The sequence below is a fragment of the Abyssibacter sp. genome (assembly GCF_964229365.1).
In the GTDB taxonomy this organism is placed as follows: domain Bacteria; phylum Pseudomonadota; class Gammaproteobacteria; order Nevskiales; family OUC007; genus Abyssibacter.
The window spans coordinates 1-19,865 of sequence record NZ_CAXRDQ010000075.1 but is presented as its reverse complement, the minus strand read 5'-3'; the positions used below and the strand labels follow the sequence as shown (position 1 = coordinate 19,865).

The window sequence follows — 19,865 nt, the reverse complement described above, 5'->3', positions numbered from 1 at the left end:
CCAAGGTCGTCTCTGGTGGCCGTGGTGTGGGCAGCGAAGAGAACTTCGAGATCATCTACCGCATGGCCGACAAGATCGGCGCCGGTGTGGGTGCGTCCCGCGCCGCGGTGGACTCCGGGTTCTGTCCCAACGACATGCAGGTCGGCCAGACCGGCAAGGTCATCGCGCCCGAGCTGTACATGTGCTTTGGCATTTCCGGTGCGATCCAGCATCTGGCGGGCATCAAGGACGCCGGTTGCATCGTTGCGGTGAACAAGGACGAAGAAGCCTCGATCTTCGAGGTTGCGGACATCGGTCTTGTCGGCGACCTGTTCGAGGTGATTCCTGAGCTTGAGTCCAAGCTCTAGAGGGCTGACGGCTGCGGGTGGTCGCCCTGACCACCCGCAGTCGGACGATTTCACATGACATCTTATTGGCGGAGACGCGTGCGGTGAGTTACGCCTCGGTCCTGAAACCCGATCTGTTCGCTGGTCAGACCGTCGTCGTCACCGGTGGCGGCTCCGGCATCGGGCGTTGCACCGCGCATGAGTTGGCGGCGCTGGGCGCTCATGTCGTCGTGACCGGGCGCACGCAGAGCAAGCTGGATACCGTCGTCGGCGAGATCATCGACGACGGCGGCGCAGCCAGCGCCCAGGCCTTCGATATCCGCGACGATGACGCCGTCAAGGCGGCCATCCAGGCCATCGTGACGGCGCGGGGCGCGATCCACGGCCTGGTCAACAATGCCGGGGGGCAGTTTCCCAGTCCGGCGATGATGATCAGCAAGAACGGCTTCGACGCCGTGGTTCGCAACAACCTCACCGGGGGCTTTCTGGTGGCCCGTGAGGTCTTGCTGCAATCCATGCGAAACGGCGGCGGGGCGATCGTGAACCTCGTCGCCGACATGTGGGGCGGCATGCCGGGCATGGCGCACTCCGGTGCGGCGCGGGCCGGCATGGTCAATCTCACCGAGACGCTCGCTGTCGAATGGGCCCAGTTCGGTGTGCGTGTGAACGCGGTGGCACCGGGCTGGGTGGCGTCCAGCGGCATGGATAGCTACGACCCGTCGTTCTCCAAGCAAGTGATTCCGATGATGACGGATCTGGTGCCGCTCAAGCGGATGTCCACCGAGGCCGAGGTGAGTTCCGGCATTTGTTTTCTTCTGTCGGAAGGCGCGGCCTTTATTTCCGGAACCTGTCTGAAGATTGATGGTGCGGCCAGCCTGAACGCCAGCCTGTTTCCGCTGCCCGACCATGACAGGTCCAAGCCCTACCAGGGATTTCATCGCTACAAGCCCCCCAAGGCGGTGGCCGGCGAGCACGGGTAGGCGCAGAACCTGCCCGCCAGGGTGGCGCGTGCGTTCGTCATCCGAACAAGATGATCAAACCGCTGGATCGTCAGGTTCAGTGGACATGAACCAAGGTATGAGGAGACAGCATGCCTGCCATAGAGACGAAGATCAGCCCTGCATCGGCTGACTTCCAGAAGAACCGCGAGGACATGCTCGCGGAGGTGCAGCGTTTTCGTGATGTCGAGGCCAAGGTCCACGCGACCGAGGAGTCCAAGCGCGAAAAATTCCACGGCCGTGGTCAGCTGCTGCCGCGCGAGCGCGTTCATTTGCTGCTGGATCGCGGGTCACCGTTTCTGGAGCTATCGACCCTGTGCGGTTACAAGCACCACGACGACAAGGATGGGTCGCTCGCCGGTGGCAATTCCATCATCGGCATCGGCTACGTCTCCGGTGTGCGCTGCATGATCTCGGCCTCCAATTCGGCGGTGAAGGGCGGGACGATGACGCCTTTCGGCGTGCAGAAGACGCTGCGCATCCAGGAGATCGCGCTCAAGCAGAAGCTGCCGGTCATCTCGCTGATCGAATCCGGCGGTGCGAACCTGCTGTATCAGGCCGAGGTGTTCATTCCGGGTGGCAAGACCTTCGCGAATCAGGCGCGGCTGTCCGCAGCCGGTATTCCGCAGGTCACGGTCGTGCATGGCTCATCCACGGCAGGTGGTGCCTACATGCCGGGTTTGTCAGATCACGTGATCATGGTGCGCAAGAAGGCCAAGGTCTTCCTGGCCGGTCCGCCGCTGCTGCGTGCGGCCACCGGCGAGATCGCCGAGGATGAAGACCTGGGCGGGGCCGAGATGCATTGCCAAGTCGCCGGGACTTCGGAGTTCATTGCCGAGGACGATGCCGACGGCATCCGCCTGGCCCGTGAAGTCGTCGCCAAGCTAGGCTGGAACACGACCGCGCCAAAGCCTGCACTCAAGGCCTTTGGGGCGCCGCGCTATCCCGCCGAGGAGCTGGTCGGTGTGGTGCCGGCCGATTACCGACGGCCTTACGATTGCCGCGAGGTGATCGCCCGCGTGGTCGATGGCAGCGAATTTCTCGAATACAAGTCGGAGTTCGATCAACAGACGATCTGTGGCCGCGCGAGCATTTACGGTCAGCCGGTCGGCATCATCAGCAATAACGGGCCGATCACGACCAAGGGCGCGACCAAGGCTGCGCAGTTCATGCAGCTTTGTGTGCAGACCCAGACACCGCTGGTCTACCTGATGAACACCACGGGCTACATGGTCGGGACCGAGTCGGAGCAGGGCGGCATCGTCAAGCACGGCTCAAAGATGGTGCAGGCGGTCGCCAATGCATCCGTACCGCGTATCACCATCGTCATGGGTGGCAGTTTCGGCGCCGGCAACTACGGCATGTGCGGCCGCGGCTTCGATCCGGACTTCATCTTCGCCTGGCCTAACTCCAGGACGGCGGTCATGGGCGGCGAGCAGGCGGCCAAGGTCATGACCATCATCAACAAGGCCAAGGCGCAAGCAGCCGGGGTGGAGTTCTCGGACGAGCAGGCCGCCAAGGCCGAGTCCAATCTGGTCGGCCTGTTCAACAAGGAAGCCGATGCCCTGGCCGCCACGGCCCGCCTGTTCGATGACGGCCTGATCGACCCGCGGGACACTCGCCGCGTGCTCGGATTCACGCTGGCGATATGCCAGGACGCCAAGGCCCGTGATGTGGCGCCCAACAGTTTCGGTGTGGCGCGGCTTTAGGTCGCTCCGGATCCCCAGTTAGCGCTTAGCGCGGAGACAGCATGCAACGGACACACGAACACCAGGAGATCTACCGCACCGTCGAACGCTTTGTGGTCGACGAGATCAACCCGCACGTGGAGCAATGGGAGCGCGACGGCGTGTTTCCCGCACACGAAGTTTTCAAGAAGATGGGTGATCTGGGCATTCTCGGCATTCACAAGCCGGAAGCGGTCGGCGGCATGGGACTGGACTACAGCTACCAGATGGAGTTTGCCGAAGCGCTGGGTGCCTGTACCTGTGGTGGCATCCCGATGGCGATCGGCGTGCAGACGGACATGGCCACGCCAGCGCTGGCGCGGTTTGGTTCCGACTATCTCAAAGACAATTTCCTCAAGCCCGCCATCGCCGGGGACCATGTGGCGGCCATCGCCGTCAGCGAACCCGGCGCCGGCTCCGACGTGGCAGGCATCAAGACCACGGCCCGTCGCGACGGTGGTGACTACGTGATCTCGGGCTCCAAGCAATGGATCACCAATGGCACCCAGGCGGACTGGGCCTGCACGCTGGTCAACACCGGTGATGCCGACCCGAACAGCCGGCACGGCAACAAGTCGCTGATCGTCGTCCCGCTGGATGCCCAGGGCGTCGACCGTCAGACCAAGCTGGACAAGCTTGGCCAGCGCAGCTCGGATACCGCGATTATCTTTTTTGATGAAGTGCGCGTGCCCGCGAACCACCTGATCGGCGAGGAAGGCAAGGGCTTCGTCTACCAGATGATGCAGTTTCAGGAAGAACGGTTGTTCCTGTCGGCGAGCATCCTCAAGGCGATGGATCGCGTGCTGGACGACACCATCGAATACACGCGTGGCCGCAAGGCCTTCGGCCAGGCCGTGCTGGACAACCAGTATGTGCAGTTCCGCATTGCCGAACTGGCCACCGAGATCGAGGCCGTGCGCGGCATCATCGACAAGGCTGTCGGCGCCCTGATCGAAGGCGAGGACGTGACCTTGCTGGCCTCCATGGCCAAGCTCAAGAGCGCGCGGGTGGCGCGTGAGGTCTGCGATGCCTCGCTGCAGTTCTGGGGCGGGCAGGGCTTCATGTGGGAATCCACGGTCGCGCAGTTCTATCGCGACCTGCGCCTGCATTCCATCGGCGGTGGTGCCGACGAGGTCATGCTCCAGATCATCTCGAAGCGCCTCGGACTGGCCGCCGGAAAACGCAAGTGACGGAGCGAACGATGGCAGAGCTACCCGACACACCCAACGCGCTGGTCGAGATCAGCGCCGGTGTGCTGCATTTCACCTTCAACCGGCCCCAGGCCCGCAATGCGATGTCGCTTGGCTTGCTCACCGACATCTGCAACGTGTTTGACGCCATCGCGGACGCGCGTGGTATCCGCACGGTGGTGTTGCGTGGCACCGGCGGCAATTTTTGCGCCGGCGGTGACATCAAGGACATGGCGAGCGCACGCCAGTCGCCTCGGACGCAGCATTCCGATGCGGTGATCGACTATTCGCGCGCCTTTGGCACCATGCTGCGCAAGGTCAATGCTGCGCCGCAGGCGGTGATCGCGATCCTCGAAGGCGCGGTGTTGGGCGGGGGCTTTGGTCTTTGCTGCGTCAGCGATGTGGCCATCGCAGTCAGCGATGCCAAGTTTGGTTTGCCGGAAACCGGGCTGGGCCTGCCACCGGCGCAGATCGCGCCATTCGTGGTCGAGCGGATCGGGCTCACCCAGGCGCGGCGGCTGGGCGTATGCGGTGGACGCTTCAATGGTGAGGAGGCCGAACGCCTCGGGCTGGTGCATTTTGTCGAGGCGGAGACGGCCGCCGTGGACAAGCGGCTGGCAGAGGTTGTCGAGCAGATCCGGCGTTGTGCGCCCAAGGCCAATGCGGTGACCAAACGGATCATGCTCGGCGTATCACAGGCCAATCCCGAAGATTTGCTGGACGACGCAGCGCGAGATTTTGCCGAGTGTCTGCGCAGCGATGAGGGGACCGAGGGCACGATGGCCTTCATCGAAAAAAGACTGCCGAACTGGGCTACGCCCGACTGAATACGGCAACAACGTCGGCCTGCCAACCGCGGGGCGCGTCAGGAGACAAGGAAGCAGCATGGGACGTTTTACAAAGGTGTTGGTAGCCAACCGCGGCGAGATCGCCTGTCGGGTCATTCAGGGCGCGCGCGGCGCCGGGTACCGGACCGTGGCGGTTTACTCCGACGCCGACCGGCTAGCACGACACGTGACCTTGGCGGACGAAGCCGTGCGCCTGGGCCCCGCCCCGGTGGGCGAATCCTATCTGGTGATCGACAAGATCATCGAAGCGGCGCGCCGCTCGGGGGCTGACGCCATTCACCCCGGCTACGGTTTTCTCGCCGAGAACGCCGGCTTTGCTCAGGCCTGTGCCGACGCCGGACTCCGCTTCATCGGCCCGTCGCCCGACGCGATCACGCTGATGGGCAACAAGCGCCAGGCCAAGATCAAAATGATCGATGCCAACGTGCCGTGCGTGCCGGGTTACGAGGGTGGCGACCAGGACGATGCCGTACTCACCGACGAGGCGCAGAAGATCGGCGTGCCCGTCATGATCAAGGCTGCAGCCGGTGGCGGTGGCCGGGGCATGCGGCTGTGCGAAGACGCCGCCCAGCTGGGCGAGATGATTCGCTCGGCACGCAGCGAGGCTGAAAATGCCTTCGGCAATGGTGAGCTCATTCTGGAGAAAGCCGTCGTCGGTGCCCGCCATGTCGAGATCCAGGTGTTCGGAGACAGCCACGGCACCGTGGTGCATCTGGGCGAACGCGATTGTTCGGTGCAGCGTCGCAACCAGAAAATCGTCGAAGAATCGCCATCGCCGGTGGTGGACGCCGAGTTGCGGGCGAAGATGGGTGCGGCCGCTGTTGCCGCCGCACAGTCCATCGATTATGTCGGCGCCGGCACGGTCGAGTTCCTGCTCGGGGCGGACGGTGAGTTCTATTTTCTGGAGATGAACACCCGGCTGCAGGTCGAACACCCGGTCACCGAGCTGGTGACCGGTATCGATCTGGTGGACTGGCAGCTACGTATCGCCCAGGGCGATCCCATTCCGCTGCAGCAATCCGAGATCCGGCAGACCGGTCATGCCATCGAGGTGCGCCTTTGCGCGGAAGATCCGCGCACCGGCTACGTGCCGCAGACCGGCCCGATCCAGGCCTGGGTGATTCCCGAAGGCGAGGGCTTGCGGGTGGATCATGGCCTGCTCGCCGATGGTGAGATCAGTCCCTACTACGACTCGATGGTGGCGAAGATCATCGCCTTCGGGCATGACCGCGAATCGGCGCGCAGCCGTCTCGCGCGTGCGCTGAGCAACACCCGCTTGCATGGCGTCGTTTCCAACCTCGATCTGCTCAAGGACATTCTGGACGAGCCGGATTTCGCGGCGGGTGATTTCCATACGGGGTACATGCCGGCCCATTTCGACGAAGCGCAGCTTGCTGCGCGTGTCCCTGGGCCGCTGCAATACGCGCTGGCGGCACTGGCCATCTACCGGTCTGACGGCGCCAGTCTGGCGCAGCAGGCCGCGTTGCCGGCCGAGCTATCGGATTGGCACAGCGCGCCCGGCGGCACGATCGGCATGACCGTCGCCTGGGGTGAGGAACGCCAGGCCGTGACGCTGGTCCACGATTCAGCGCGGCATTACGTCATCACCTTGGACGGCGAGGCGCACGAATTCGTCGTGGAGGGTTCCGGTGACGGTTACACCCGATTGCAGATGGACGGCGTGGCCGCACGCATCGACTACACGCGCGCTGGCGATGATCTGTGGCTGACCGCGCAGGACCGAAGCTTCTGCTTCCGCGACGTCACCCTGGAACCCGCACAGGCCGTTGCGCCGGGCGCCGATGGTCGCATTCTCGCGACCAGCGATGGGCGCTTGCTTGAGGTTCGGGTGGCGGCCGGCGAGGCCGTCGAAGCGGGGCAGACCGTCGCCGTGCTGGAAGCGATGAAGATGGAATTTCAGCTCAAGACGCCGGTGGCCGGTCAGGTGGAATCAGTGGAGGCTGCCGGGGGCGATCAGGTTGCCAATCGGCAGTTGCTGGTGAAGATTCAGCCGGCCAGCGAGGACGGCTGATCGGCCACACCATCGACCACCAGCCCGTCTTCGGGTGTCACATCCAGTGATGAGCGGACCGAGCGAATCCCGGCGTCATCGCTAAACAACGGCCGCTTGCGGTGGAAAAGCGTGATCCCGGCGCGGCGGGCACGGTCGATCTGCTCATCGGTCTGTAAGTCCTGGGCGATTAGCGTGATTCCGGCCTGATGGGTAATGGCGACCAGCGCGCGCAGCATCTGCTCCGCATGGTCGGCATCACGCAGCATGTTCGGGTCGACCAGAACCCGGCTGATCGGAAGATCGACCAGGCGCTGGATCGGCGCCAGCCTTGCCCCGAAGTGGCGCACGGCCAGCTTCACGCCGCCTTGCACGCAACGGCCCAGACGCTCGGCCATGCGTGAACCCGGCTCCGGCAAGTCGGCCTCGTGCAGCTCCAGGGTGAGCGCATCTGGTGCGATACAGGCGTTGGAAATGGCACCAAAGACATCGTCGACCAACCCATCGCCCAGCAACTGATGCTCGCTGAGCGCGACCGCGACGTGGGCGGCGCCGGCCCGCTGTCGTAGCGCGGCGAGATCTGCCGTGGCGCGCAACAGATACCAACTCGTCACCTCGGCCAAGGTCCGGCCGGCCGGTTCCGTCTTCAGCAGCTCGGAGGCGGGGGCGCGTCCTTCGCCGCTGCTGGTCCAGGCCACGGTCGCGCGCAGTTGTTCGACGGTCGAGAAATCGGCTGACATCACCGGCTCATGCACCAGCTGGAGCGCGCCGGTGGTGATGGCGGCATCGAAGCTGGATACCATCGGTTCGCTGCGCTGTGGCAAGCCGGGCAACGTGAACCCGCGGGCATCGCGATCATTGGCGCGAATGCGTTCAAGCAGGGCGTCGATCAAGGTGTGGATGATCGGATGCACGCCTTCCAGTTGATTGGTCAGATCTTCGGTTGTCACCACACGGGCAGTGCATTCGGTGAGCGCGGTGACGGTTGCCGTGCGACCTTCGCCGTCGATTAACGACAGTTCGCCAACCATCTGGCCTTCGCCCAGCCGCGCGATCAGCGTGCGGCCGGCGTCGGTTTCGCGCCATACGCCGACTTCGCCACGCTCAATAATGTAGGCATCGGAGTCGTCGTCTGACGTGCTGATCAAGACGTCGCCCGGCCGAAACCGACGGCGCGTTGCCGCTGACTGGGCCATCTGGTTCTTCCTGTTCTACCCCGCTAACCCCGTGCACGCCTTGTTCGATCATTTTGAATTTTGGAGAAAATTCGAAGATCCGGCTTCACACGCCCTCGGCGGAACGTTAGCGTATGGCTGGGGCGGGAAACGTGATCGGGGACACAGCGCGGTGCACAACACAGGCGAACTGACGGCGGCGGGGACCGACAAGCTGTACGCAGCGTTGTATGAGCAGCTTCGGCAAGAGGCGCGAAAACAGCGACGGCGCGTAGGCGGCGGCGTGGATACCACGGCGCTCGTCAATGAGAGTTATCTCAAATTAATGCGCTCCGATCTGTGGCAGTCGCGCCAGCATTTCTTGAGAACTGCAGCGGCGGCCATGCGCCAGGTGCTGGTCGATGAGGCACGGGCGCGGCTGGCGGAAAAGCGCGGGTCGGGTGACGTGCCCATGTCACTGGACAAGACCGGGATGGCCGATATCGTGCCCGGCGCTCACGACGACCCGAATCTCACGCTGGGGATTGATGCTGCCTTGAACCGTCTGGCGCAGCACAGCGCTCGGCTCGCACGGGTGGTGGAGTGTCGTTACTTTGCCGGCTACTCGGAGCAGGAGACCGCGGAGATTCTTGAGGTCAACGAACGCACGGTGCGGCGAGACTGGACCAAGGCGCGGGCGTTTCTGTTTGCCGAACTGGAGGGTGCCTGAGCGAGGTCCTTAGCGGCGCGGGGCCAAGCCCTCGGAAATCGCCCAACCCACCGTCGTGACAGCGCCCAGCCAGATCAGCACGGCAGCGGCGCTGTAGAACGCCAGCACGCCACCCGGCACCAGCACGCAAAGCGTTAGCAGGCCACGGATACGGCTCGATAATGGTGCGCGGTCCCGTCGCCCTGAAACCCGCATGCGCTTCGGGTCGCGCCAGGCCAGCCAGGTGAGCGGCAGCGCGCTGAGCAGCGCGGCGAACAGAGCGACGCTCATGCGGTGACCTGCGGATTCGAACGGCCGGGACGGCTGTTAGCCTGACCGGCTTGTTCGGCGGAGGTGCCAGCGCCGAACCGCCATAACCCCAGGCAGATCACGCCGCCGAGCATCATGATCAGGTCGCCGGCGATCACGGTCATCAATCCATCTGACCAGGCACCGAGCCAGCCCGGACCACCTGTTGCGTAACGAACCAGCGGCACCCCCAGCAGGGCGAAGCCGGTGGTCGCGACCAGCAGGTCACGTGCGCGGGCGGCCGTGCGTGCGCCCAGCGCCACGATCAGTGCCGCCAGTGCCGCCAGGCCGAAAGCGGTCCACTGAGCGGTTTCGAGTGGCCAGCCGAACCAGCGGCCGGCGAAGGTGCCGTAGGGCGTCATCGCCATCGTCAGGGGCAGGCCATATCCCATCCAGTGGACGATTCGACCCATGCGCTGCCAGGCCCGTTGATCGGCGCGGCGATTGGTCCACAGCAGCATACCGGTGAGGGCGACGTAGGCCCCGGCAAAGCCGAGCGCAAACCAGACTGCCTTGGAGACGATGCCGGCGAAATTGCCGAAATGCAGTGGTGCCATCAACGCGGCGACCGCATTGCCAGCCGAAGGGCTTTGGCCCACCAGAACCGGCTTGTCGTAGAGAAACTCGCCCGTGACGCCCGAATAAACCGGCGAACGCCCGGTCAGATCGCCTTCCTCGGCGGGGGTGAATGCCCGCATCTGCGAATCGGCCCGGCCGTAGAAACTGCCGGCGATGAAGTTCGGTCTGGCCCCGGTCCGTGCGGTTGCATCGGCGATCACAGCATCGAAATTCGCGACCGGCGCCGGTGTTTCATCGGTGGCCGGCGGTTCACCGAAAACCTCGGCAATCGCTCGCTCCTGATCGCCGCCGAACACGACCATCGCCATGGCGGGCAGGCCCAGGCTGGTGGCGAAGCTGAAGAAACTGCCGGTGAACGCGAGCACAAAGGCGAATGGCAGCGTCCAGGTGCCGGCGATCACGTGGGCATCGCGGGAGCGCAGCAGCGCTTCCTTGTTGCGGCGAATCGTGAACAGCTCGCGAATCAGATGTCGATGCACGAGAAACCCGGTGATCGCCGCGACCATCATGATCAGGCCAAGCACGCCGGTCACGAACAAGCCCCAGGGGTTGGGGATGTGCAGCCGCACATGGAGGTCGACAAAGAAGTCCGCCAGGGCATCGGTGGCGCGCCGCGCGGCGTCCAGCATGGCCTCCGGGCCTTCCGTGCGATTCAGCAGCGTGAGCGTGTTCGGATCGATTTCGTAGAGCACGCCGTAGTGCTCTTCGGCGCCCGGATGGTCGTCGTCGCCATCCTGCTCGAGGTGTCCTTCGAACTGCAGCATCAGACGGCCGCCGCCGGAGCTGTACAGAAAGAACTGGTCGCGGTACGCCGGGTCGACCTGATCGCCCAGTTCCTGCACCAGCGCGTTGATGTTGGGGGGCAAGCCTTCGGTGGCCGGGGCGTCCAGCGGGTTCGACCAGTCGCCGATCTCGGTGGAGAACACGGCGATGGTGCCGGTGCAGATCACCGCGTACAGCAGCAGCCCGAGGATGATGCCCGACCAGCCATGAATCGCCAGTAATTCCTTGGTGCGTTCCTGCGATAGCTTGATCATGCGACAGACCCCAGATGAGCGGCGATCAACCCGCCGTGCGACGCCAGAACCAGGCCGATCACCACGTAGGCCCGTAACAGGCGCCGGTCGAGCAGGGCGTAGAGAAACAGCACGGCCCAGATCAATGGAAACAGCACCACAGGAAACACCAGATTGTCGATCCCTGCGGCCCCTTCAGGCAGGTAAAGCGCCGCGCCGGCCATCAGAATCCAGCTGGCGACGAACGCCAACGGGCCGGCGAGTACGCCACGGGTCCAGGCGCGCAGGCGAGGCCGCTGTCGGATGCCGGCGGCGGTGGTGTGGTCAGCGGTCGTCATGCCATCGCGTCCCTGGTCGCAAGGTGAACATGGATGTGAGAATGCGAATGAGTATCGCCCGGATTGCCTGTTCGGGTCATCCGCGGGGCCGCTCGCCGTGCACGGACCACCGCCCGCATCAGAAGTGAATCGTCAGGCTGCCCACAACATTGCGCCGCGGGCCGTAGAAGCAGTCGCCTCGCTCCAGGCAGGTGGCGATCACGGTTTCGTCTTCCAGGTTGGTCCCGTTCACCGCCAGCCGCCAATTGCGCCGCTCGTAGGCGATCATCGCGTCGAACAGGGTGGTTGACGGCACTTCGACGGTCTCGCCCTCGTCGGGCACCGCGCTGGTGTAGCGCAGACCGGCACCAATCGACAGGCCGGGCAGGCCCAGCGACCCGAAATGAAAGCGCATCCACAGTGCGGCCACTTCGTCAGCCACGGCAGCCAGCGGTTTGATCCGGGCGCCTTCGTCGGCGTTGTCGCCAGCATCGCTGAACGCGTCGAGGTAGGTATAGGCCAGCAACAGATCCAGCACGCCGGGCCAGGTCACGCCGGCCTCCAGCTCTGCACCCCTGATCTCGGCGGTGCCGAGCTGGACCTGCTCGGCCGGGTTCTCGCCCGGGGCCAGGCGGTTCTCTTCATTGATCTCGGACACCGTGGCCGTGATCAGGGCGGGGAAGGAGGGCGGCTGGTACTTGAGTCCGGCCTCCCATTGCTCGCCGCGTATCGGCTGGAACGGGTTGCCGTCGGCATCGAGCTGCGCCACCGGGTTGAACGACTCGGAATAACTCACATACGGCGAGAAGCCGGCATCAAACCGGTAGAGCAGGCCGGCGCGCAGGGAATCTTCTTCATCCTCCTGTACGGGGCTGCCGGCCTGTTCGGAGCGGGCCTCGTCGCGCCGCCAGCCGGCCAGCGCGATCAGATGCTCGCCGAAGGTCATCTGGTTCTGGATGTAGTAACCCGTTTGCCGCGTGACCAGTTCGGGCAAGGCCGCGGCCTCGGGCAGGATGAAATCCCCGTACTCCGGGTCGTAGAGATCGAACGGGCCCTGCTGAACGATCTGCAGGGCGCCTAGTTGCCCCTGACGTTCACGGGTCGTCACCTTGGTGGCGTCGACGCCGAGCAGCAGCTGGTGGTCGACAAAGCCAGTCGAGAACTCGCCGCCGAGCCGATGATCGGAGGTGATCGCGCGGACGCGGGCATCCTGGATATAGGTGATCCGCAGCACGGAGTCGCGTCGAAACGGGTTCAGCAGGTAAGGGTCGCCGGTGTAGATGTTCGGAAACATCGTGTGGTAATCCGATTCGCTCTCCATGTAGCGGGCGTTTTGCGACAACGTCCAATGGGCGCCGAGGGCGATTTTCAGCAGCGAGGTCACGGCCTCCTGATCGGTGTTGTAGCGATCAAACCCAGGCTCGCTGACAAAGCGATGAGTCGGGATCTGGCCGTTCGGGTTGTCCTCGATCGTGCCTTCCCAGGGTAGGAAGGCTGTGGACGAGCCGCTGCGGTCCTTCTGCACATTGCCCAGCACGGTCCACTCGAACCAACCGGATGGTCGCCAGGTGAGTGATGGTGCGATGAACTCGCGGTTGTCCTGCACGTAATCGACCTGTGTGGCCGCATTGCGGTGCAGGCCGACGATGCGATAGCTCAGGCTGGCATCAGAGGTGACCGGACCGGTGAAATCCACCGCGTACTGGCGTCGTTGATAATCGCCATACTCGGCTCGCAACTCATGGGCTGCCTCGGTCTGCGGGCGTTTGCTGTTCACGTTGACCATGCCGCCGCTGGTGCCCTGGCCGTAGAGTACGGATGACGGCCCGCGGACGACCTCGACGCTGTCCAGTGCATACACGTCGGTCCGTACGTTGTTGTAGAAGCCGAACAGGCTGCGCAGGCCGTCCTGGTACTGCACGTACTCGGTACCGCGCACGATCGCCGAGTCGGTTCGCGAATCCAGCCCATAGGCATCGGCCCGCACCCCCGCGGAGTACCGGAATGCATCCTGCAGGGTGAGGGCGCCCAAGTCCCGGAGTTGCTCGGCGCTGATCACCGAAACCGACTGTGGGGTCTCGATGATGGGCGTGTCGGTCTTGGTGGCCGTGGTGGCGTCCGGGGCCTGATAGCGGGGCGATTCAACCCGCTCGCCCTGGACATCCACCGGGCTTAATTCGAGCGTCTCACGCTCGGAGCGCACCGGTACGGTTTCTTCGTAGGGCTCGGGTGACCCCTGGGCAACCAATGGCGGCGGCAAGAAGGCAGCGCTGCCGAGCGCGAGTGGGATCGCCCATCGGCGGTTGGGTGCTTGAATCATGAGTCACAACAAAGGGTTTGCGCGGAAAAACCGCAGAGACGGTGGTAAGGTGAGCGTTTCGTTAAATACTAGTGCAAATGCGAACCAAGTGCATTAGTAAATGGGTGCGCATGATCGGTCGGCCTGGATTGCCGCAAGTCGGCGCCGGCGCGCCTGGGGCTGTGGAATAGGGAGTGGCAGTGATTCTGAAATTAATTGGGCGGGCCGGGCGCAGCCGGGCTCGGGCAAGGTGCTGGCCTGTACTCGCGTTGGCGATCGCCGCTGGATGGACCGCCGTCGCGGGGGCGCAGGAATCCTCATCGGGCGCATCGGATGCCGACCCCGATCTCATCGTCGACACCATCCCGGTCGGGGAGGACGACGCGCCGGAGTTACCAGAATCCGAGCGCGATGACCCGGTTCTGAACCTCGGAACCCTGACCGTGAGCGGTGACAAGCTGGGCCGTTCTTTGGCGGAGACGAACACCAGCGTTGGCTTGATCACCGGTGAGGCAATCGACGCCGGTAGCGATTCGAATTTGCAGGAGGTCGTGTCGCAGATCGCCAATGTGGTCATCGGCAACAGCGATCGCGAAATCTCGATTCGTGGCGTGCCCAACGACGGCATCGGCGGCGAAGGCGACACGATTAGCGTGTATCTGGACGGTGTTGCCTTGCCGGGCCAAACGGGCGCCTACGGCGGGCCGCTGTCGGTGTGGGACGTGGAGCAGGTGGAAGTACTACGCGGCCCGCAGTCGACCACATTCGGCAGGAACAGCATCGCCGGCGCGTTGACACTGACCACCCGAGACCCGACGCCCGAATGGGATCTGCGCGCCCGCGTCGCCAGCTTCTCCCGTGATGGTCACGATTACGCCGTGGCGGGCGGCGGTCCGATCACCGACGGGCTGCGGTTTCGTATCGCGGCGCAGGACTACTACGCCCGCGGCGACATCTACAACGTCACCCGCATGGAAGACGACGCTGATCGCGCGGATATCGAAAACATTCGCGCCAAGCTGGAATGGCTGCCGCTGTCCGACTGGCTGCCGGGTTATCGCAGCCTGCTGACCTACAGCGCATCCGACAACGAGTTCGGCGACAACATCTTCGACAGCACACAGGCCGAACGCACGGCCACGGCGGATGAGCGCTTCATCGGTGTGTTCACCACCGATGTCTACGCCTGGGAACAGAGCCTGCCGTTGGGTACGGCCTTCACCTTGGAGTCGGTCACCGGATTCGTCGACAGCCTGGATGATCGCCAGTGGGGGTTCGACCGAACCGAAGAGCAGGGCGGCACCACCGCCTTTGATCGCAGCACCGAAACCTTCAGCCAGGAACTGCGGCTGCAAATGCGATTTGATGCCGTGCGTGCGGTGATCGGCATCTACTACTCGGATGAAGACGGGGCCGAATTGACGACCGGCGAGGACGTACCGGCTGCTGGCGGCGCCGTACTGCTGAGCGGTGCGCAAAGCAGCGACCGCGAAGCCGAAACCGCCGCGTTATTCGCCGAAATGGACTGGGACCTGTTTGACGATTGGACGCTGACACTGGGCGGCCGCCTGAATCAGGAGCGTAACCGCCGACGTGACATCGCCGAACTGGATTACACCCTGGCCGCGCCGATCCCCGGCCTGCCGTTCGACGTGGGCGTCCCGCTGCCCGACGCCGTGTCGGATGCGCTGTCGCAGGCACAGCCCGACTTCGTGCCGCCCGACTACGATGTCGAAAGCGAAAACGACTTCAGTGATTTTCTGCCCAAGGTCGGTCTGACCTGGCGATACCTGCCCACGCACTCGCTGGGTCTGCAGTACCAGCACGGTTACCGTTCCGGCGGCGCCAGCGTGACGTTCTTCGGCGGCGAGCTTAGCGAGTTTGATCCGGAGTACACGCGCACGACGGAACTGGCCCTGCGCAACCAGTGGCTGGATGGCGCGCTCTCGCTCAACGCCAATCTGTTCTACACCGATTGGACCGATCAGCAGGTCACCATCGGTGAGGAGACGAGTTTCTACACGACCACCGAGAATGCGGGCGAATCGCATCAGTACGGCCTGGAAATCGAATCCCTGGTGCAGTTGCCCTACCAGCTCGAACTCTTCGCCAGCCTCGGTTGGCTGCGTTCCGAGTTCGACCGTTTCGTCAACAGCGGCGAGAACTACGCCGACAACCGCTTCCCGCTATCGCCGGATCGCAGCGGCTCACTGGGCCTGACCCTCACCGACTGGAAAGGCGTAAGCGGCCAAGTGTCGGTGAACTACGTTGGCGATATCGATAGCTACGCCAACAACGATCCCGATGGCCGCGTGCCCTCGCGGACCCTGCTCAACGCCAAGCTCGGCTACGCCTTGCCCTGGGGCTTCGACATCAACGTGTTCGGCCGCAACCTCACCGACGACGTGAACCTGCAAGGTCGTTTCGTGAACGGCGAAGGCGAGGACCAGCGGGTGGCCAAGCGCTATGGCGAGGCGCGTACCTACGGCGTCACTTTGGACTGGCAGCTTTGAGCCTCGTCGCCCGGCCGGTCAGACGGGCGCGAGTTTGTGGCCTGACGGTTTGCAGCCTGTCGGTGTTTGGGGCCACATGGGCGCAGTCAGAACAACCTGCTCCCTACCCAGACACGGTGGCCGTTGAATCGCAGGAGCGTGCGCGTGAGACCGGTGATGCATCGGTTCTCCAGCTCGACGAGCTCGTGATTCGTGGTGAACAGCTCGACCGCACACAAACCGACGCGGCCAGCAGCGTGCAGGTGGTCTCCCGCGAGGAGATCGAATCCGCCAGCATGGATGATGTTTACGATGCCATCGGCCGCACGGCGAACGTGAATCTCGATTTCGCTGACCTGGGTCGCGTGGGCGGCTTCTCAATTCGCGGCATCTCCAACACCGGGGTTAGCGACCAGAGTTTCTCGTCCAGCACGCCGCTGGCCAGCATTTACGTCGATGGCGTGCCGTTGTCGGTGTCTGGCGCGCGGGGCGGTCCGCTGGAGCTATGGGACGTGGAGTCGGTGGAGTTCCTGCGCGGTCCGCAGTCCACCCAGCAAGGGCAGGGCGCGCTGGCCGGTGCCATTGTCGTCAACACGCGTGATCCGGAGGACGACACCAACCTGCGCGCCCGCGTTCGGCGCGGTAGCGACGATTACGAACAACAGGCGGTTGCCGTCGGTGGGCCGTTGTTTGGCCGGTTCGGTGTGCGCATTGCCGCCGTTAGCGAAACCGCTGATGGCGCCGCGCGCAACATCACTCGCGATGAGCCCGCCGATTTCTATGAGCGCCACAACCTGCGAGCCAAGTTGGGCTGGTTGCCGCGGGAGCCAGGCGACGGGTCGGCCGTGCTGAATTTCACTCGGTCCGACAATCTATTCCGGCAATCGCAGCTGGTCGGGAACCCGGAAGACCGCCAGACGCTCGCCAACGATCCGGAGCAGGTGGACACCACCACCGACGTCGCCAGCCTGCGCGCCGGTCTGCCCATTAGCCGGCATTGGTCGATCGAAGCCGTCACCGGGCGCGCCGAGACGGATCTGCTGCAACAGGATGACTACAACGCCAGCGCCGAAGACGACGGCATCATCATCAATCGTTTCAGCGATGAGACCTTTACCCAGGAACTGCGGCTGAACTTTCAGGGCCTGGAATGGCTCGGCGGCCCGCTGCGTGGGGTAATCGGCGTCTATACCTCACGCCTGGATGGCGACAGTGGCCTGGATGTGGTGGACGGCAATGTCCTCAATGCCGGACCGCTCAGCGTTTATCTGGACACGCAGGTAGAGGTGGACCAACAGCGCCAGGGCTACGCCTTCTTCGGCGATCTGGAATGGACCGTTCGGCCCCGCTGGACCCTGCTGGCGGGTTTGCGTGTCGACCGCGAATCGCTGGATTACCGCTATTCATCCAACAACGATCTCGCGTTCACGCGGGATGGACCGCCGCTCACCGCCGATGTCATCGGCGATTTGTTTGGGCCGGCGGTCGGGCTGCCCGAGGATGGCGAGGGAGACGGCAGCAGCGATTCCGACGCGTTGCTGCCCAAGCTGGGCCTGCGCTACAACTGGAGCGAGTCGAGTGCTGTTGGGTTGACCGTGCAGCGCGCGTACCGGGCCGGCGGCCTGTCGGTGAACTTTGTGCGCGGCACGTTCAACACCTTCGACCCGGAATACACGCTCACCACCGAGCTGTTCGCCCGCGCAGCGCTCTTCGATCGCCGATTGCGCCTGCGCGCCAATCTGTTCTACACCGATTGGACCGATCAGCAGGTATCGGTGCAGCTCTCCGACGACGTGAACGACACCCAAACCGAAAATGCCGGGGAGTCGCGCCTCTACGGGGCGGAGGTCGAAGTCGATGCCCGCATCCTCTGGAATCTCGATGGGTTTGTCTCCATGGGCTATTCGCGCACCGAGTTCCTGGATTTCCAGAGCAGCGCAGGGGACTACACGGACAACGAATTCCCCAGTGCCCCGCAACGCACCGGCGCGCTGGGCCTGCGCTACGGCGGCCCGGCGCTGGGGCCGTATGCGCAGCTCGATCTGACCTACGTTGACGAGCAGTTCCGTCAGGCCGACAACAATCCCGAGCAGCGGAGCGACGCCTACGCCTTGCTCAATGGGCGCATCGGCTGGCGCTTTCAGTCGCTGGAGTTGTACATCGCTGGCCGCAATCTGCTGGATCGCTTCTATCTGACGCAACGCGCCTTCGACCGGTTCCGCGCAGGCGACCCACGCACGGTTTTCGCCGGCATCGATCTGCAGTTCGAATAGTCGTACACCGAGAACCGCACCGGCCGCAACGAACCGTACGCGGTCGAACCGAGAAAGACGACGATGCAGGAAGCGCGGCGACGATCTGCACGACCTAACCCTGCAGTACCGCCGTCTGCGCTGCCGCTGAACGCACGAATCGGGCAGCCGAACCGTTACGGGCGATTCGACCAGGGCTGCCTTAGCGATCTAGCGGATTAGCGTGACCACCCCGGTGCAATACGTGAGTGTAGATTTGCGTCGTTCGCAGATCCTTGTGGCCAAGCAGTTCCTGCACCGTACGAATGTCCGACCCAGATTCACGCAGATGCGTCGCGAATGAATGACGAAACATGTGGCAGGTCGCTGGCTTCGACACCCCCGCAGCGCTGGGGCGAGAAGCTCCGTCGGTTCGGTGACAGTGGTTACGCGTGAACTCCCGCCAGATTGTGGAGCGATGTCGCCCGGTGCGCCGGGCAACCTCCGGACAGCTCAGGCCTTGTTGTCGCAGGGCTGCGAGGGAATACCGTTCCTCAGAGGTGACCTGGTGGTCTCGTAAGCTTCCCCGTCAAGGCGACAGTTCAAAAGGTAGAATTTCTGGCGGCAAGCGATCTCATCTCGGCGGGACGATGCGAATCGAGCAGCCCGTGCATCTGGGTGATTCAGCATGCCGGAAGCGGGTGAACACTTTGGCTTGCACTACTCAGCGGTCAGCAGTGTGCTTTATCGTGCAGGAAACAAGACCTGTCCCAATAGTCGTGTGTTGGTGAACACGTCTGCTTGCGACCGGGCCGGTCCGCCCTTTCGAGGGGCGGCGGCCGATCGTCAGTCAGCTGGGTGCAGGGAAACCCAGCGTGTGGCCGATGTCCCAGATGTCTTTATCCACGCGCTCGACTAGGTTGATCACCACGCTCTGATCCTTGGGCATCTTCGCGGCCTCCGCCATCGCCCAGGCGATGGTGTGAGCGGTTTGAATGGCCGGCACGATGCCTTCCAGCGTGGCCATGTTGACGATGGCCTGTTTGGCTGCGTCGGGCTGGCTGGTGGCGTAGGTGACGCGGTTGGTGCCTCGCAGCCAGGCGTGTTCGCGCCTTACGCTCGGAAACTCCAGCGATTCCAGCAAGGCGTTCGCCATGCGGCGCTGGCGGTTGGTCAGCCCCCCGTTTTCGGAGTGCGCGTGCGTGTCTGATTGCGTGAACGCAGCGTAGACATTGTCGATGGGAACAACGCAGGCCAATCGCACCATCGGATCGTCGATGAAAGGGCGGAAAAAGCCCAGCGCATCCGCATTGTCGCCGCCGCGGGCGACGAGCAGGCCGGGCCGGTTTCGGGCCACGGCCTGCACCTGAATCCGTGTTTCGCGGCCGACGTTGGCAGCGAAGTCCATGCCCATCTCGGGGTAGGGCTCGGGTGCGGAGTCCAGGCCCATGACCATGAAGCTGTTGTCGGCGTCATTCGCCCAGTGGCTGAGCGCGGCGTGGCGTATATCACCATACGGCAGTCGCGACACGTCGATGCGCTCGACGTGGGCGCCACACAGGCCCATGCGAAACACGTTGGCGGCTTCGTCGTCGGCATCCTCGATGTTCATGTACACCACGGCCTTGAGGCCGAGTCGCGCGGCCGCCGAGGCCATGA

Annotated in this window: 15 protein-coding genes and 1 pseudogene; 9 read left to right on the top strand and 7 right to left on the bottom strand. The window is 64.0% G+C overall.

Annotated elements, in window-relative coordinates:
* The 6 genes from ACE1EY_RS12700 to ACE1EY_RS12675 form a co-directional block, all read left to right on the top strand.
* The coding region (locus ACE1EY_RS12700) for an electron transfer flavoprotein subunit alpha/FixB family protein (protein ID WP_370300320.1) at positions 1-347 on the top strand (347 nt) is incomplete at its 5' end.
* An 83-nt stretch (positions 348-430) separates the two neighbouring features.
* Complete coding sequence (locus ACE1EY_RS12695; protein ID WP_370300319.1) at positions 431-1,306, top strand: SDR family oxidoreductase; 876 nt, start codon at positions 431-433, stop codon at positions 1,304-1,306.
* Between the two features lie 110 nt (positions 1,307-1,416).
* Positions 1,417-3,033, top strand: coding sequence for a carboxyl transferase domain-containing protein (locus ACE1EY_RS12690; protein WP_291514693.1), 1,617 nt, complete (start codon positions 1,417-1,419; stop codon positions 3,031-3,033).
* 41 nt (positions 3,034-3,074) lie between these two features.
* On the top strand, positions 3,075-4,241 hold the full coding sequence (locus tag ACE1EY_RS12685; protein ID WP_291514694.1) for an acyl-CoA dehydrogenase family protein: 1,167 nt from the start codon (positions 3,075-3,077) through the stop codon (positions 4,239-4,241).
* Between the two features lie 11 nt (positions 4,242-4,252).
* On the top strand, positions 4,253-5,068 hold the full coding sequence (locus ACE1EY_RS12680; RefSeq protein WP_291514695.1) for an enoyl-CoA hydratase-related protein: 816 nt from the start codon (positions 4,253-4,255) through the stop codon (positions 5,066-5,068).
* Between the two features lie 58 nt (positions 5,069-5,126).
* On the top strand, positions 5,127-7,121 hold the full coding sequence (locus tag ACE1EY_RS12675; RefSeq protein ID WP_291514696.1) for an acetyl-CoA carboxylase biotin carboxylase subunit: 1,995 nt from the start codon (positions 5,127-5,129) through the stop codon (positions 7,119-7,121).
* Here the strand turns inward: ACE1EY_RS12675 and ACE1EY_RS12670 are convergent.
* A complete protein-coding gene (locus tag ACE1EY_RS12670; protein WP_291514697.1) occupies positions 7,097-8,296 on the bottom strand; it encodes an EAL domain-containing protein in 1,200 nt (399 codons plus the stop codon). The two genes, ACE1EY_RS12675 and ACE1EY_RS12670, sit on opposite strands and share 25 nt — an antisense overlap.
* 151 nt (positions 8,297-8,447) lie before the next feature.
* Between ACE1EY_RS12670 and ACE1EY_RS12665 the strand changes: the two genes are divergently transcribed.
* The gene (locus ACE1EY_RS12665; RefSeq protein ID WP_291514698.1) at positions 8,448-8,984 is read left to right on the top strand and encodes an ECF-type sigma factor; all 537 of its coding nucleotides are present in this window, start codon (positions 8,448-8,450) and stop codon (positions 8,982-8,984) included.
* A 9-nt stretch (positions 8,985-8,993) separates the two neighbouring features.
* Here the strand turns inward: ACE1EY_RS12665 and ACE1EY_RS12660 are convergent, their stop codons facing one another.
* The 4 genes from ACE1EY_RS12660 to ACE1EY_RS12645 all read right to left on the bottom strand — a co-directional run bounded on the left by ACE1EY_RS12660 (position 8,994) and on the right by ACE1EY_RS12645 (position 13,504).
* The gene (locus tag ACE1EY_RS12660) at positions 8,994-9,254 is read right to left on the bottom strand and encodes a hypothetical protein (RefSeq protein ID WP_291514699.1); all 261 of its coding nucleotides are present in this window, start codon (positions 9,252-9,254) and stop codon (positions 8,994-8,996) included.
* Positions 9,251-10,888 carry a PepSY-associated TM helix domain-containing protein gene (locus ACE1EY_RS12655; protein ID WP_370300318.1) on the bottom strand — a complete coding sequence of 546 codons (1,638 nt, stop codon included), beginning with the start codon at positions 10,886-10,888 and terminating at the stop codon, positions 9,251-9,253. Before ACE1EY_RS12655 ends, ACE1EY_RS12660 begins: the two co-directional genes overlap by 4 nt.
* Complete coding sequence (locus ACE1EY_RS12650; RefSeq protein ID WP_370300317.1) at positions 10,885-11,205, bottom strand: hypothetical protein; 321 nt, start codon at positions 11,203-11,205, stop codon at positions 10,885-10,887. Before ACE1EY_RS12650 ends, ACE1EY_RS12655 begins: the two co-directional genes overlap by 4 nt.
* 118 nt (positions 11,206-11,323) lie before the next feature.
* Entirely contained in the window at positions 11,324-13,504 is a 2,181-nt protein-coding gene (locus ACE1EY_RS12645; protein WP_370300316.1) for a TonB-dependent siderophore receptor, read from the bottom strand.
* Positions 13,505-13,683: 179 nt separating this feature from the next.
* On the opposite strand from ACE1EY_RS12645, the gene ACE1EY_RS12640 reads away from it, so the two are divergent.
* Both ACE1EY_RS12640 and ACE1EY_RS12635 read left to right on the top strand, forming a co-directional pair.
* The gene (locus tag ACE1EY_RS12640; RefSeq protein ID WP_291514703.1) at positions 13,684-15,996 is read left to right on the top strand and encodes a TonB-dependent receptor domain-containing protein; all 2,313 of its coding nucleotides are present in this window, start codon (positions 13,684-13,686) and stop codon (positions 15,994-15,996) included.
* Between the two features lie 116 nt (positions 15,997-16,112).
* Positions 16,113-18,248, top strand: a complete 2,136-nt coding sequence (locus ACE1EY_RS12635) for a TonB-dependent receptor (protein WP_370300315.1) — start codon at positions 16,113-16,115, stop codon at positions 18,246-18,248.
* Positions 18,249-18,429: 181 nt separating this feature from the next.
* Here ACE1EY_RS12635 and ACE1EY_RS12630 read toward each other — a convergent pair.
* Together ACE1EY_RS12630 and ACE1EY_RS12625 are read right to left on the bottom strand one after the other, a co-directional pair.
* A pseudogene (locus ACE1EY_RS12630) lies at positions 18,430-18,765 on the bottom strand (tyrosine-type recombinase/integrase); the annotation flags it as partial.
* A 291-nt stretch (positions 18,766-19,056) separates the two neighbouring features.
* A partial coding sequence (locus ACE1EY_RS12625; RefSeq protein WP_370300314.1) for a pyridoxal-phosphate dependent enzyme occupies positions 19,057-19,865 on the bottom strand: 809 nt, incomplete at its 5' end.

Bases quoted from the DNA above. Each gene is read 5' to 3' on its own strand.
- ACE1EY_RS12690 (WP_291514693.1), top strand. From the start codon at position 1,417: ATGCCTGCCATAGAGACGAAGATCAGCCCTGCATCGGCTGACTTCCAG.
- ACE1EY_RS12685 (WP_291514694.1), top strand. From the start codon at position 3,075: ATGCAACGGACACACGAACACCAGGAGATCTACCGCACCGTCGAACGC.
- ACE1EY_RS12680 (WP_291514695.1), top strand. From the start codon at position 4,253: ATGGCAGAGCTACCCGACACACCCAACGCGCTGGTCGAGATCAGCGCC.
- ACE1EY_RS12675 (WP_291514696.1), top strand. From the start codon at position 5,127: ATGGGACGTTTTACAAAGGTGTTGGTAGCCAACCGCGGCGAGATCGCC.
- ACE1EY_RS12670 (WP_291514697.1), bottom strand. From the start codon at position 8,296: ATGGCCCAGTCAGCGGCAACGCGCCGTCGGTTTCGGCCGGGCGACGTC.
- ACE1EY_RS12660 (WP_291514699.1), bottom strand. From the start codon at position 9,254: ATGAGCGTCGCTCTGTTCGCCGCGCTGCTCAGCGCGCTGCCGCTCACC.
- ACE1EY_RS12655 (WP_370300318.1), bottom strand. From the start codon at position 10,888: ATGATCAAGCTATCGCAGGAACGCACCAAGGAATTACTGGCGATTCAT.
- ACE1EY_RS12650 (WP_370300317.1), bottom strand. From the start codon at position 11,205: ATGACGACCGCTGACCACACCACCGCCGCCGGCATCCGACAGCGGCCT.
- ACE1EY_RS12645 (WP_370300316.1), bottom strand. From the start codon at position 13,504: ATGATTCAAGCACCCAACCGCCGATGGGCGATCCCACTCGCGCTCGGC.